Origin of the sequence: Streptomyces sp. NPDC000345, from assembly GCF_042898825.1 — a bacterium.
GTDB lineage: Bacteria > Actinomycetota > Actinomycetes > Streptomycetales > Streptomycetaceae > Streptomyces.
Genome location: NZ_JBIAZE010000027.1, coordinates 75,214 through 91,128, shown reverse-complemented (window position 1 = coordinate 91,128; position 15,915 = coordinate 75,214). Strand labels below are relative to the sequence as shown.

Genomic DNA, 15,915 nt, shown 5'->3' with positions numbered 1-15,915 from the left:
GTGGGAGCGGTTCGCTCCGGCGTACACGAGCGTGCGGCCCAGCGCGTTGCTGGCCGGTCTTCCCGAAGCCCGCACCGCCCTCACCACCACGGCGGACACCCCCGCCGGTGCACCGGCCGGCTCGGCGCTGCGCGACCGGCTCGCCGGACTGCCCGCGGCCGACCGCGACCGCGCCCTGCTGGAGTCGGTCCTCGCCGGGGTCGCGGCGGTGCTCGGTCACGCCGACACCTCGGCGGTGGAGGCCACACGGTCCTTCCGGGATCTCGGCTTCGACTCCCTCACCGCCGTCGAGCTGCGCAACCGGCTCGCCGCCGAGACCGGCCTGAAGCTGCCCAGCACCCTCGTCTTCGACCATCCGACGCCGACGGCTCTCGTACGACTGCTGCGGCAGGAGCTGTTCGCGGACGGCGACCCGGGGGCGGACGCGCCGCCGCCGGTTCCGGTCCTGACCGCCACGACGGACGACCCGGTCGTCATCGTCGGGATGGCCTGCCGGCTGCCGGGCCGGGTCGAGAGCCCGGACGACCTGTGGCGGCTGGTCACCGAAGGCACCGACGCGATCTCCGACTTCCCCACCGACCGGGGCTGGGACCTCGACGCCCTGCACGGCACAGGTGATGACGGCCGGAGCCGCAGCCACACCCGCGCGGGCGGATTCCTCTACGACGCCGGGCAGTTCGACCCCGCCTTCTTCGGCATCTCGCCCCGCGAGGCCCTCGCCGTGGACCCGCAGCAGCGACTGTTGCTGGAGACGTCCTGGGAAGCCCTGGAACACGCGGCGATCAGGCCCGACGCACTGCACGGCAGCCGTACGGGTGTGTTCGTCGGCGCCGGCAGTTCCGGATACGGCGCGGGACTCCGTGAGGTGCCCGAGGGGCTCGGCGGCCAGCTGCTGACGGGTGTCGCCGGCAGCGTGGTCTCCGGCCGCGTCGCGTACACCTTCGGCTTCGAGGGCCCCGCCGTGACCGTCGACACGGCCTGCTCGTCCTCCCTCGTGGCGCTCCACCTGGCGGCGCAGTCGCTGCGGTCCGCCGAGTGCGACCTGGCGCTGGTCGGCGGGGTGACCGTGCTGGCCGACCCCGGGGCGTTCGTCGAGTTCAGCTCCCAGGGCGGTCTCGCTGCGGACGGCCGGTGCAAGGCGTTCTCCGAGGAGGCCGACGGCACCGGCTGGGCCGAGGGCGTCGGTGTGCTCGTCGTGGAACGGCTCTCCGACGCCCGGCGCAACGGGCACCAGGTGCTGGCCGTGGTCGCCGGTTCCGCCGTCAACCAGGACGGCGCGAGCAACGGTCTGACCGCCCCCAACGGCCCCGCCCAGCAGCGGGTCATCCGTCAGGCGTTGGCCGGGGCCGGGCTGAACCCCGCCGACGTCGACGCGGTGGAGGCGCACGGCACGGGCACCAGACTCGGTGACCCGATCGAGGCCCAGGCCCTGCTCGCCGCCTACGGGCAGGACCGCGAACAGCCCCTGTGGCTCGGCTCGTTGAAGTCCAACATCGGCCACACCCAGGCCGCCGCCGGGGTCGCGGGAGTCATCAAGACGGTGCTGGCCATGAACCACGGCCTGCTGCCGCGCACCCTGCACGCCGAACAGCCGTCGAGCCATGTCGACTGGTCGGCCGGCGAGGTGCGGCTGCTGACCGAGAACACCGCGTGGCCGCAGGCCGAGGGACGTCCGCGGCGGGCCGGTGTGTCGGCCTTCGGGGTGTCCGGCACCAACGCCCACGTCATCCTGGAACAGTCGGCTCCGCCGATGGCCGCCCCTCAGACGCCCGCCCTCGGGCAGCCCGCCCTTGAGGGGCCGGCTCTCGGGCAGCCCTCCGCCGAAGAGCCCCGCGACGGTGCCGTCCCCGGCGATGACCCCGCCGAGCCCACCCCCGTGCTGCCCTGGGTGGTCTCCGGGCGCAGCCGAGGCGCGCTGCGCGCCCAGGCCGCCCGGCTGGCCGACCACCTCGCCGGCCGTCCCGAGGCGGCGGCGGTCGAGGTGGCCGCCTCCCTCGTCCGCACCCGCTCGGCGTTCGAGCACCGGGCCGTGGTGTGGGGCGCGGACCGCGAGGCACTGCTGCGCGATCTCCGGACGGTCGCGGACGGCGAGCCGGCCGACGGCGCCGTCGTCGGCTCCGTGCACCAGGACGGCCGTACGGCATTCCTGTTCGCCGGCCAGGGTGCGCAACGCCTCGGCATGGGAAGGGAGTTGTACGAGGAGTACGCCGTCTTCGCCGATGCCTTCGACAGTGTGTGCGCCCACCTCGACACCGAACTGCCGCGCCCGTTGCGGGAGGTGGTGTTCGGTGACGACGCCGGCCTGCTGGACCGCACGGAGTACGCCCAGCCCGCGCTGTTCGCGCTGGAAGTGGCCCTGTTCCGGCTGCTGGAGTCGTGGGGTGTGCGTCCGGACGTGCTGCTCGGTCACTCCGTCGGTGAGCTGGCCGCCGCCCATGTCGCCGGCGTGTGGTCCCTCGCGGACGCGTGCCGGCTGGTGGCGGCGCGGGGCCGGCTGATGCAGGCGCTTCCGGCCGGTGGGGCGATGGTGTCGCTCCAGGCGTCCGAGGACGAGGTACTGCCGCTGCTGGCGGGCCGGGAGACCGAGGCCGGCATCGCCGCCGTCAACGGACCGCTGTCCGTGGTGGTCTCCGGCACCGAGGACGCGGTGCGCGAGATCGCCGCCGCCGTCGAGGCGCTGGGCAGGCGCACCCGGCGGCTCCGGGTCAGCCACGCCTTCCACTCCCCGTTGATGGAACCGATGCTCGCCGGCTTCCGTGCCGTCGCCGAGAGCGTCACCTACGAGGCGCCGGGCATCCCCGTCGTCTCCGACGTCACCGGCGCCCCCGCCACCGCCGAGGAACTCGCCTCCCCGGAGTACTGGGTGCGGCACGTGCGGGACGCGGTCCGCTTCGCCGACGGCGTGGCCACGCTCGCCGACCGGAACGTCACCCGTTTCCTCGAACTCGGCCCCGACGGCACGCTCACCACGCTCACCCGGTCGTGCCTGCCCACGGCGGACGGTCTGCAGGTGTCCGCGCTGCGGGACGACCGTCCCGAGCGGCAGACCCTGCTGACGGCCGTCTCCGCCCTGTTCACCCGGGGCGTCGACGTGGACTGGACGGCAGCCCTGCCGTCGCTGTCCCGGGCGCCGCACGTCTCCCTGCCCACCTACGCCTTCCAGCGCAGGCGCTACTGGCTCGAGGTGCCCGCCGCGACGGGCGACGCCTCCGCGCTCGGCCTCGCCGCCACCGGCCATCCGCTGCTCGCCGCCGCGGTGCCGGTCGCGGGCAGCGACGCTGTCGTGCTCACCGGACGGCTGTCGCTGCGCTCCCACCCCTGGCTGGCCGACCACCGGCTCGGCGGCGCGGCCGTGGTGCCCAGCACCGCCTTCCTGGAACTCGCCGTCCGCGCGGGCGACGAGGCCGGCTGCGACGAGGTACGCGAACTCACCCTGGAGGCGCCCCTCACGGTGCCCGAGCACGGCGCGGTCCGGCTCCAGGTCCGTGTCGACGCGCCGGACGCCCGGGGCACCCGTGCCCTCTCCGTCCACTCGCGCCCCGACGACCCGCAATCCGACGGCGCCGCGTGGACCCGCCACGCGGGCGGCCTGCTCGCACCCGCCGGCCCGGCGGAGGACCGGGCGGCCGACTTCGCCGGCTTCGCCGTCTGGCCCCCGGCCGGAGCGGAACCGGTCGCCGTCGGCGACCTGTACGAACGGCTGGCGGCCGACGCCGGTCTGGAGTACGGCCCGGCGTTCCGCGCCCTCACCGCCGTATGGCGGCACGGTGACGACGTGTACGCCGAGGTCGCCCTCGACGCGGACGCACGCGAACAGGCACGGCACTTCGGACTGCACCCGGCCCTGCTGGACGCGGCACTGCACCCGCTGGGCCTCGGCCTGCCGGAGGGACTGGAGGAGGGGCTGCTGCTCTTCGCGTGGCAGCGCGCCGCTCTCCTCGCCGACGGCGCCACCACGCTGCGCGTCCGGCTGACCCGACGCGCCGAGGACGCGGTGACGCTGCACGCCGCCGACGCCTCCGGGCAGCCGGTGCTCGCCATCGAGTCGCTGCGCCTGCGGCCCGCCCCCGCCGCGCCCGCCCCGAGGGATCCCGGCGACACCGGCCCTGCCGAGGACCGTACGGACACCGATGCCGTGGACGGCGCCCGCGAGGCCGCGGCGGCCGGGCTCGGCGACGCCGCCGAGCCCGCCCGTCCCGCCGTCGCGGCCCGGGCCGTGCGCCGTCGCGCCGCCGACACCGCTGCCGCGGCCGGGGAAGCGACCCTGCTGGACCGGCTCGCCGGGCGGTCCGCCGCCGAGCGCCGGCGGGTCCTGCTCGACCGGGTGCGCCGCAAGGTGGCCGCCGTGCTGGACTACGTCGACCTCGACGAGGTCGAGCCCTCCCGCGTCTTCAAGGACCTCGGCTTCGCCTCCGTCACCGCCGTCGAACTGCGCAACCAGCTCAGCACCGAACTGGGCGTCCTGCTGCCGGCCACCCTGGTCTTCGACCACCCGACACCGCTCGCGCTCGCCGCGCACCTCGACGGGGAACTGTTCGGCGCCCGGCCGGACGCGGCGGCGCCCGCGGCCTCCCGCGCCCGGCTCGACGACGACCCGATCGTGGTCGTCGGCATGGCCTGCCGCTATCCGGGCGGCATCACCAGCCCCGAGGAGCTGTGGGACCTCGTCGCGCACCGCGGCGACGGCATCTCCCCGCTCCCGGCCGACCGCGGCTGGGACCTCGCGGCGCTCTACCACCCGGACCCGGACCACCCGGGCACCTGCTACGCCCGCGAGGGCGGCTTCCTGCACAACGCCAGCCACTTCGACCCCGGCTTCTTCGGCATCTCCCCGCGCGAGGCACTGGCGATGGACCCCCAGCAGCGGCTGCTGCTGGAGACGTCGTGGGAGGCACTGGAGCGGGCGGGCATCGACCCGGCGTCCCGGCGCGGCACCCTCACCGGTGTCTTCGCCGGCGTCACCTACCAGGACTACATCGGCATCCTCGGCGCCGCCAAGGAGAGCTTCGAGGGCTACATCGGCACCGGCAACTCGCCGAGTGTCCTGTCCGGCCGTATCGCCTACGCCCTGGGACTGGAGGGCCCGGCGCTGTCCGTCGACACCGCCTGCTCCTCGTCCCTGGTGGCCCTGCACCTCGCGGCGCAGTCACTGCGGCAGGGCGAATGCGATCTCGCGCTGGCCGGCGGTGTCACCGTCATGTCGACGCCGGGCTCCCTCATCGAGTTCAGCCGGCAGCGGGCGCTCGCCGAGGACGGCCGCTGCAAGCCGTTCTCCGCGGACGCCGACGGGGCGAGCTGGGCCGAAGGCGTCGGCATGGTCGTACTGGAGCGGCTGTCCGACGCCCGGCGGAGCGGACACCCCGTCCTCGCCGTCGTCCAGGGCAGCGCCCTCAACCAGGACGGCGCCTCCAACGGCCTGACCGCCCCCAACGGGCCCTCGCAGCAGCGGGTCATCCGCGCCGCGCTGGCCGGGGGCGGGCTCACCCCGGCCGACATCGACGCCGTGGAGGCGCACGGCACCGGTACGACGCTGGGCGACCCGATCGAGGCCCAGGCGCTGATCGCCGTCTACGGCCAGGACCGTACCGAGGACCGCCCCCTCTGGCTGGGCTCGCTGAAGTCCAACATCGGGCACTCCCAGGCCGCCGCCGGTGTCGGCGGCGTGATCAAGATGGTCATGGCCCTCCGCAACGGCCTGCTCCCGGCGACCCTGTACGCCGAGACCCCGACCCCCGAGGTCGACTGGTCCGCGGGGACCGTACGGCTGCTCGACGAGCCGGTGCCCTGGCCGCGGACCGACCGTCCGCGCCGCGCGGGCGTCTCCTCGTTCGGCATGAGCGGCACCAACGCGCACGTCATCATCGAACAGGCCCCCGACGACACCCCGCTCAACGACACACCCCCGCACGACCCGGCCGGGCGGACCGGCGCCGGTCAGGCCACGGCCGGGCAGAGCACGGCCGGCCCCCTGCCGACGCCCGTCCTCGTCCCCCTCTCCGCCCGTACCGACGACGGTCTGCGCGCCCAGGCCGGACGGCTCCTCGCCCACCTGCGCGACCACCCCGGACTCGGCCTCGCCGACCTGGGCCTGTCCCTGGCCACCACCCGCACCGCCTTCGAACAGCGGGCGGTCGTGCTCGCCTCCGACGCCGAGGGCCTGGAACGCGGACTGCGCGACCTCGTCGAGGACGGCATGGTCAGCGACGTCGTCCGCGGCCTCGACCGGCGCGGCACCGGACCCGTGCTGGTCTTCCCCGGCCAAGGCGCCCAGTGGGCCGGCATGGGCCGTGAACTCCTCGACGCCGCACCCGCGTTCGCCCAGCGCATCGCCGAGTGCGAACAGGCGCTCGCGCCGTACGTCGACTGGTCGCTGACCGCCGCCCTGCGCGGCGGCCCGGACGCCCCCGACCTCGACCGGGTGGACGTCGTCCAGCCCGTCCTGTGGGCCGTCATGGTCTCCCTCGCCCACCTGTGGCGCTCCTACGGCGTCGAGCCCGCCGCCGTCGTCGGCCACAGCCAGGGCGAGATCGCCGCGGCCGTCGTCGCCGGCGCCCTGTCCCTGGAGGACGGCGCCCGCGTCGCCGCCCTGCGCAGCAGGGCCATCACCGCCATCGCGGGCGACGGCGGCATGATGTCCGTCCCGCTCCCCGCCGACGAGGTGCGCACCCGGCTGCAGCCGTACGGCGACCGGCTCTCCGTGGCCGCCGTCAACGGCCCCGGCTCGGTCGTCGTCTCCGGCGCCGCCGACGCCCTCGACGAGCTGTTCACCGCACTGACCGGCGACGGCGTCCAGGCCCGCAAGGTCGCCGTGGACTACGGCAGCCACTCCGCGCACGTCGAACCCGTCCGCGAGCAGGTCCTCGACACGCTCGCCGGACTGCGGCCGACGCCCGCCGAGATCCCCTTCCGCTCCTCGGTGACCGGCGACTGGCTGGACGACGACACCGTCCTGGACGCCGCCTACTGGTACACCAACCTGCGGGAGACCGTCCGCTTCGAGGACGCGGTCCGCGGCCTGCTCGCCGCCGGGCACCGCGCCTTCATCGAGGTCGGACCGCACCCCGTCGTCGCGTTCGGCCTCCGGGAGACCGCCGAGGACACCGGCGCCGATGCCGTCGTGCTCGGCACGCTCCGCCGGGACCAGGGCGGCCTGGACCGCTTCCTGACCTCCCTCGCCGAGGCCCACGTCCACGGCGTCACCGTCGACTGGCCCAGCGTCTTCGCCGGGACCGGCGCCCGCCGCGTCGACCTGCCGACGTACGCCTTCCAGCGGCTGCGGTTCTGGCCCGAACTGCGGGACGCGGACGCCGGCGCCGAGGACGGCACGCAGGTCTCCGACGCGGTGGAGAGCCGCTTCTGGCGGACGGTGGAGGAGGAGGACCTCGCCTCCCTCACCGCCACCCTCGACCTCGGCGGGGACACCCCGCTGCGCGAGGTGCTGCCCGCGCTGTCCGCCTGGCGGCGCAGCAGCAAGGAGCAGTCCACCGTCGACAGCTGGCGCTACACCGTCGGCTGGACCCCGCTCACCCAGGACACCGCGGCCGCGCCCCCGTCCGGTACCTGGCTGCTGGTCGTGCCCGCCAGCGGCCACGCCCTGGCGGACGCCACCCGGCGCACCCTGGCCGACCACGGCGTCACCGTCCGCGTCACGTCCGTCGACGGCGCAGGCCCCGACGCCGACCGCGAGGGACTGAGCGGTCTGCTGGCCGCCGCGCTCGCCGCCACGGACGGCGAGCCCGCCCTGGAACCGGCCGGCCTCGGCGGAGTGCTGTCGCTGCTCGCCCTGGACGAGACCCCGCACCCCGACCACCCGTCGGTGCCCGCCGGACTCGCCGGCACGCTCACGCTCCTTCAGGCCCTCGGCGACCTCGGCGTCAGCGCGCCCCTGTGGTGCGCCACCAGCGGTGCCGTAGCCGTCACCGCCGCCGAGACCGTGACCGGCGCGCCGCAGGCCCTCGTCTGGGGCTTCGGCCGGGTCGCCGCCCTCGAACACTCCGACCGCTGGGGCGGCCTGATCGACCTGCCCGCCGCCCTCGACCGCAGGGCGGGCGACCGGCTGTGCGCCCTGCTCGCCCGGCCCGACGGCGAGGACCAGACCGCCGTCCGCGCCTCCGGCACCTACGGCCGCCGCCTGCTGCGCGCCCCGCTCGACGGCGCCACTGCGCCCGGCGAGAGCTGGCGCCCCCGCGGCACCGTCCTGATCACCGGCGGCACCGGCGCGGTCGGCGGACACATCTCCCGCTGGCTCGCCTCCCTCGGCGCCGAACACCTGCTGCTCACCAGCCGCCGGGGTGCCGACGCGCCCGGCGCGGCCGAACTGTCGGCAGAACTGACCGCCCTCGGCGCCGGCCGTGTCACCCTCGCCGCCTGCGACGTCGCCGACCGCGACGCACTGCGCGAGCTGATCGACGCGATCCCCGAGGAACACCCGCTCGACGCCGTACTGCACATCGCCGGCTCCCTCGACGACGGCGTCATCGACGCTCTCGACCCCGGACGGATGCACCCCGTGCTGCGCACCAAGGCCACGGCCGCGGTCAACCTGCACGAACTGACCGCCGGTCTCGACCTGTCCGTCTTCGTCCTGTTCTCCTCGACGTCCGGCACCATCAGCGGCCCCGGCCTCGGCAACTACGCCCCCGGCAACGCCTTCCTGGACGCCCTCGCCCAGCAGCGCCGCGCCCTCGGCCTGCCCGCCACGGCCGTCGCCTGGGGCCACTGGGCCGACGGCGGCATGGGAGACGGCGCGGTCGGCGACCGCCTGCGCCGCTACGGCGTGTACGACATGCAGCCCGAACTGGCCTGCCAGGCACTCCAGCAGGCGCTCGACCACGGCGAGACCTACCTCGCGGTGACCGACATCGGCTGGGAACGGTTCGCGCCCGCCTTCACCGGCTCCCGGCCCAGCGCCCTCCTGCGGGAACTGGCCGACGCCCAGCGCGTTCTCGCGCCGGTCCGCGACGCCGCCTCCGGCCCGGCGGCCGGCGACTCCTTCGGTGACGGCTCCGACGGCGACCGGTCCGCCCTCCGCCGCCACCTGGCCGGTCTCGCCGCCGACGAACGGGCGGACGCCGTCCTCGACGTCGTCCGCGGCTATGTGGCCACCGTGCTCGGCTACCCCGGGCCCGAGGCGGTCGAGCCGACCCGCGCCTTCAGCGACCTCGGCTTCGACTCGCTCAGCGCCGTCGAACTGCGCAACGGCATGAACAAGATCACCGGGATGCGGCTGCCGGCCACCCTCGTCTTCGACTTCCCCAACTGCGCCGAACTGGCCCGGATGCTGCTCGGCGAACTCGGCACAGCCTCCGAGGACGACCGCCTGCCCGCCACCGCGCGGCCCGCGGCCGACTCCGCCTCCCTCGCCGACGACCCGGTCGTCATCACCGCGATGAGCTGCCGCTTCCCCGGCGGGGCCGACACCCCCGAGGAGTACTGGCGCCTGCTCGCCGACGGCACCGACGCCATCGCGCCCTTCCCGGCCGACCGCGGCTGGGACATCGACGGCCTCTACCACCCCGACCCGGACCACCCCGGCACCTGCACCGCCCGCGAAGGCGGATTCCTGCGGGACATGGCCGAGTTCGACCCCGGCTTCTTCGGGATCTCGCCGCGTGAGGCGCTGGCGATGGATCCGCAGCAGCGGTTGCTGCTGGAGCTGGCGTGGGAGGCGTTCGAGCGGGCCGGCATCGACCCGACGACTCTGCGCGGCTCGCGCACGGGTGTCTTCGCCGGCACCAACGGCAACGACTACACCCCGCTGCTCGTCGCCTCCGGCGAGGACGTCGGCGGCCACCTCGGCACCGGCAACGCGGCGAGCATCGTCTCCGGCCGGGTGTCCTACACCCTCGGCCTGGAGGGCCCCGCGGTGACGGTGGACACGGCGTGTTCCTCGGCCTTGGTCGCCTTGCATCTGGCGGTGCAGGCGTTGCGGGCGGGGGAGTGTGATCTGGCGTTGGCCGGTGGGGTGACGGTGATGTCGACGCCGGGTCTGTTCCTGGATTTCAGTCGGCAGCGGGGGTTGGCGGGGGACGGCCGGTGCAAGGCGTTCTCGGATGCCGCGGACGGTGCCGGGTTCTCCGAGGGTGCGGGTCTGGTGCTGGTGGAGCGGTTGTCGGACGCGCGGGCGGCGGGGCGGGATGTGCTGGCGGTGGTGGCGGGCAGTGCGGTGAACCAGGACGGTGCGTCCAATGGTCTGACGGCGCCGAACGGTCCTTCGCAGCAGCGGGTGATCCGTCAGGCGTTGGCGGGGGCCGGGTTGCGGCCGTCGGATGTGGACGTGGTGGAGGCGCACGGTACGGGTACGGCGTTGGGTGATCCGATCGAGGCGCAGGCGGTTCTGGCCGCTTATGGTCAGGATCGTGATCGGCCGCTGTTGCTGGGGTCGGTGAAGTCGAACATCGGTCATACGCAGGCCGCCGCGGGTGTGGCGGGTGTGATCAAGATGGTGCTGGCGTTGCGGCACGGTGTGCTGCCGCGGACGTTGCACGTGGACGAGCCGTCGTCGCACGTGGACTGGTCGGCGGGTGCGGTGGAACTGCTCGCCGACAGCGCCGACTGGCCGCGCCGGGAAGGGCGGGCGCGTCGTGCGGGTGTGTCGTCGTTCGGGCTGAGCGGCACGAACGCGCATGTGGTGCTGGAGGAGGCCCCGCCCGGGGCGGAGCCGCGACCGCAACCGGAGCCGGTTGCCGGTGGTGTGGTGCCGTGGGTGGTGTCGGGCCGTACGGGCGCGGCCTTGCGCGCCCAGGCCGGGCGGCTGGCCGAGTTCGTCACGGGTGATCAGGACCTGAGTGTCGCCGGGATCGGTGGTGCCCTGGTGCGGTCGCGGTCGCTGTTCGAGCACCGGGCCGTGGTCTGGGGATCGGAGCGCGACGAGCTGGTGCGTGCGCTGGGGGCGGTCGCGTCCGGTGAGGAGGCGGTGAACGCGGTGACGGGCACGGCACGGCGAGACGCGCGCACGGCGTTCCTGTTCGCGGGGCAGGGGTCCCAGCGCCTGGGCATGGGCAGCGAGCTGTACGACACGTATCCGGTGTTCGCGGACGCCTTCGACGCGGCCTGCGCCCACCTCGACACCGAACTGCCGCGCCCGCTCCGGGAAGTGGTGTTCGGCGAGGACCCCGATCTGCTGAACCGGACGGAGTTCACCCAGCCCGCCCTCTTCGCCCTCGAAGTGGCCCTGTTCCGCCTGTTGGAGTCCTGGGGCGTACGCCCGGACGTGCTCGCCGGTCACTCCATCGGTGAGATCGCGGCCGCGCATGTGGCCGGGGTGTGGTCGCTGGCGGACGCGTGTCGTCTGGTGGTGGCGCGGGGCCGGCTGATGCAGGCGCTTCCGGCCGGTGGCGCGATGGTGGCGCTCCAGGCCACCGAGGACGAGGTCCTGCCGTTCCTCGGTGACGAGGTGGGCGTGGCGGCGGTCAACGGTCCCCGGGCCGTGGTCGTCGCGGGGGCCGCGGAGGCCGTCGAGGAGATCGCCGCCCACTTCCGTGACCGGGACCGCAAGGTCACGGCGCTGCGGGTGAGCCACGCCTTCCACTCGCCGCTGATGGAGCCGATGCTGGCCGACTTCCGCAAGGTCGCGGAGAGTCTGACGTACGAGCGGCCGAAGGTGCCGTTCGTCTCCACGGTGACCGGGACGGCCGCCACCGCCGAGGAACTGATGTCGCCGGACTACTGGGTGCGGCACGTGCGTCGGCCGGTGCGTTTCGCGGACGCCGTCCGCGCGCTCTCCGAGCAGGGCGTGGGCCGTTGTGTCGAGCTCGGCCCGGACGGCACCCTCACCGCCCTCGCCCAGGCGTCGCTCGACGACGCCGGGGCCACGGTGCTCGTGCCGGTGCTGCGCAAGGACCGGCCCGAGGCCACCTCGCTCCTCGCCGCCCTCGCCACCCTGTTCGTCCACGGTGCCGACGCCGACTGGCGCGCCCTCACCGGCGGCGACCGGGCCCCGAACCCGCACCTGCCGACCTACGCCTTCCAACGCCGCCGCTACTGGCCGGACTTCACCGGAGTCACGCTCGGCGACCTCGGCTCGGCGGGCGTCGGCTCGGCGGAACATCCGCTGCTCGGCGCCGCGGTGCGCGTGGCCGGCAGCGAGGAGGTGCTGTTCACCGGGCGGCTCTCGCTCACGACGCACCCGTGGCTGCGCGACCACGCCGTGACCGGCACGGTCCTCTTCCCGGGCACCGGGTTCCTCGAACTCGCCCTGTGCGCCGCCGGACAGCTCGGCTGCGAACGCGTCGAGGAACTGACCATCGCCGCCCCCCTGATCGTGCCCGAGCGCACCGGACGACTGGTCCAGGTCCGCGTGGGCGCACCCGACGAGTCGCACACGCGCACCGTCGAGGTCTACTCCCGGGCCGAGGACGCGCTCGACACCGACCCGTGGACGCTGAACGCCAGCGGCTCGCTCACCGCCGGCCCGGCGCCGGCCGGCACACCCGCCCCCGACCTGACCGCGTGGCCGCCGCCGGACGCCGAGGCCGTCCCCATGGAGGGCTTCTACGACCGCTTCGCCGAGGCGGGCTTCGCCTACGGGCCGGTCTTCCAGGGGCTGCGCGCGGTCTGGCGGCGCGGCGAGGAGGTCTTCGCCGAGGTCGGACTGCCCGACGAGCACGACCGGCTCGCGGGTGGGTTCGGCGTCCACCCGGCGCTCCTGGACTCCGCCCTGCACGCGATGATGTTCGTGTCGCTGGCCGATGCCGGCCAGGGACGGCTGCCGTTCTCCTGGAGCGGCGTGTCGCTGCGGGCGTCCGGCGCGCGGGCCCTGCGCGTACGGATGGTGCAGGCCGGTCCGGAAGCCGTCGCCCTGCAACTGGCGGACCCGGAGGGCGGCGCGGTCGCCTCCGTCGAGTCGCTGCGTCTGCGCCAGGTCTCCGGAGACCTCGCCGCTCGCGCCGACGCCGGCGGCCACCGCGACGGCCTCTTCCAGGTGGACTGGACGAAGGTGTCGCCGCCCGAGCGGGACGCGTCCTCGGCCGGCGCCCTCGCGGCGGTCGGCACCGCCGGCCTCGCGCCCGGCGTGGAGTCGTACCCGAGCCTGGCCGAGCTGCCCGCCACCGTCCCCGCGACCGTACTGTTCGCAGCGGGTCGCGGCCTGAGCGGCCAGTGCGACCTGAGCGGCGCGGACGGGGGTGCGGCGGACGCGGCCCGGGCCGCCACCGGCCGCGTCCTGGACGCCGTACGGGCCTGGCTCGCCGACGAGCGGTTCGAGGAGTCCCGTCTGGTGATCCTCACCGAAGGGGCGGTCACGCTCGACGGAACGGCTCCCGATCCCGCCCTGGCCGCCGTGTGGGGCCTGGTCCGGGCCGCGCGCGCCGAGGCACCCGACCGGTTCGCCCTGGTCGACACGGACGGCACCGAAGCCTCCCGCGCCGCGCTCGCCCGGGCCCTGGCCGCCGGGGAGCCGGAGCTCGCGCTGCGCGACGGCGTCGCCCACGCGCCGCGCCTCGGCCGTGTCCCCGCCGCCGGTGCGCTCCCGCTCCCGGCGGGCGGACCGGCTGCCTGGCACCTGGACAGCCTGGAGAAGGGCACCCTGGACACCCTGGCCCTGACCCCCTTCCCCGAGGCCACCGCCGAGTTGACGGAGGGCCAGGTCCGTATCGCCGTACGGGCGGCGGGAGTCAACTTCCGCGACGTGCTCAACGCCCTCGGCATGTATCCGGGTGAGGCGGGCCTGCTCGGCGGTGAGGGCGCGGGTGTGGTGACCGAGGTCGGCCCGGGTGTGCCGGGGCTGGCGGTGGGTGACCGGGTGTTCGGCATGTTCCCCGGTTCCTTCGGACCGGTGGCGGTGGCCGACGCGCGGACGGTGGCGCGCGTTCCGCGGGGCTGGACGTTCGCGCAGGCGGCGTCCACGCCGATCGTGTTCCTGACGGCGTACTACGCGCTCACCGAACTGGGCGACGTGCGGCCGGGGGAGTCGGTGCTGGTGCATGCGGCGGCCGGTGGTGTGGGTATGGCGGCCGTGCAGCTGGCGCGGCACCTGGGAGCCGAGGTGTTCGGCACCGCGAGTGCCGGCAAGTGGGACACGCTGCGGGAGCTGGGCCTGGACGCCACGCACATCGCCTCGTCCCGTGACACGGACTTCGAGACGGTGTTCCTCGCCGCGACCGGCGGCCGGGGCATGGACGTCGTACTGGACTCGCTGGCCGGTGAGTTCGTGGACGCGTCGTTGCGTCTGCTGCCGCGTGGTGGCCGGTTCCTGGAGATGGGCAAGACCGACATCCGGGACGCCGACGCGGTGGCTGCCGAGCACCCCGGTGTGGCGTACCGGGCGTTCGATCTGTGGGACGCCGGTCCGGAGCGGATCGGGCGGATGCTGGCCGAGCTGGTGGCACTCTTCGAAGCCGACGTCCTGCGGCCCCTTCCGGTCACCTGCTGGGACGTACGGCAGGCCCCGGAGGCGTTCCGGTACCTGTCGCAGGCCCGGCACGTGGGGAAGGTGGTCCTCACGGTCCCGGCGCCCCTGGACCGGGACGGCACGGTGCTGGTGACCGGTGGCACGGGTGGTCTGGGCGCGCTCGTGGCGCGCCAGCTCGTGACCGGGCACGGCGTACGGCGTCTGCTGCTCGCCAGCCGGCGCGGCCTCGAAGCGCCCGGCGCATCCGAACTCGTCGCGGAACTGGCGGACTTGGGTGCCGAGGTCGAGGTCGCCGCCCTGGACGTGGCCGACCGGGACCAGCTCGCCGCCGCGCTGGACGCCCTCCCCGCCGAGCACCCGTTGACCGCCGTCGTCCACACCGCGGGCGTCGTCGACGACGGTGTCGTGGCCGCACTCACCCCGGAGCGTCTGGCCGGGGTCATGCGGCCGAAGGCGGACGCGGTCGCGCACCTGCACGAGCTGACCCGTGACGCGGACCTGTCGGCGTTCGTGGTCTTCTCCTCGGTGGCCGCTACCTTCGGCAGCGCGGGCCAGGCCAACTACGCCGCCGCCAACGCCTTCCTGGACGCCTTCGCCGCTCACCGGCGCGCCTCGGGGCTGCCCGCGGTGTCCCTCGCGTGGGGCCCGTGGGCGCCCGGCACGGGCATGACCGCCGAGCTGACCGAGGCGGACCTGCGGCGCATGGCACGCGGCGGCATGCGGCCGCTCACCGCCGAGCAGGGACTCGAACTCCTCGACGCGGCCGGGCTCGTGTCCGTCACGGCCCCCGCGCACCGGGCGCTCCTGCTGCCGGTGAACCTGGATCTCCAGGCGCTGCGGGCGCACGCCGAGGCCGTACCGCCGCTGCTGCGCGGCCTGGTGCGGGCACCGGCGCGGCGGGCGGCGGACACGGCGGCCGGGACCGGCGCGCAGCGGCAGGATCTCGGCGCCCGGCTGGCGGCGCTCGCACCGGCCGACCGGGAGCAGCATCTCGTCGACCTGGTCTGCGCCCAGGCGGCGGCGACCCTCGGGCACGCCTCGGCGGACGAGATCGAACCGGACCAGGCGTTCAAGGAACTGGGCTTCGACTCGCTCACCGCCGTCGAACTGCGCAACCGGCTCAACGCCGCCACCCGGCTGCGGCTCCCGGCCACGCTGGTGTTCGACCACCCGACGCCGACGGCGCTGGCGGGACATCTGCTTCAGGAGATCACCCTGCCGGAGGCGTCCGGCACCGGGGCGGGCGAGAGCTCGGGCGCGGCCGCTTCGGCGGCGCCGCTCCTGGTCGAACTGGACCGGCTGGAGGCCGCGCTCGGCGCCGCCGCGGCCGGCGGGGACGACCACGCGACGATCACTTCCCGGCTGCAGAGGCTGACGGCGATGTGGCAGGAGAGGGCAACGAAGGACGGCGGTGCCGGACACGACAACGGCACCGGCTCCGGGGGTTCCGGAGCGGCTCTCGCCGACGACGACGGGGCACTGGACTCCGTCGAGACGGCGGACGAGCTGTTCGACCTGATCGACAAAGAACTCGGGATGTCGTGATCAGCCGCGGGAAACCGTCG

Annotated in this window: 1 protein-coding gene; it reads left to right on the top strand. The window is 75.1% G+C overall.

Annotated elements, in window-relative coordinates:
- Positions 1–15,895: type I polyketide synthase (locus ACFY30_RS38680; protein ID WP_390849829.1), on the top strand; the 15,895-nt coding region annotated here is incomplete at its 5' end.
- Between the last annotated feature and the right edge of the window lie 20 nt (positions 15,896–15,915).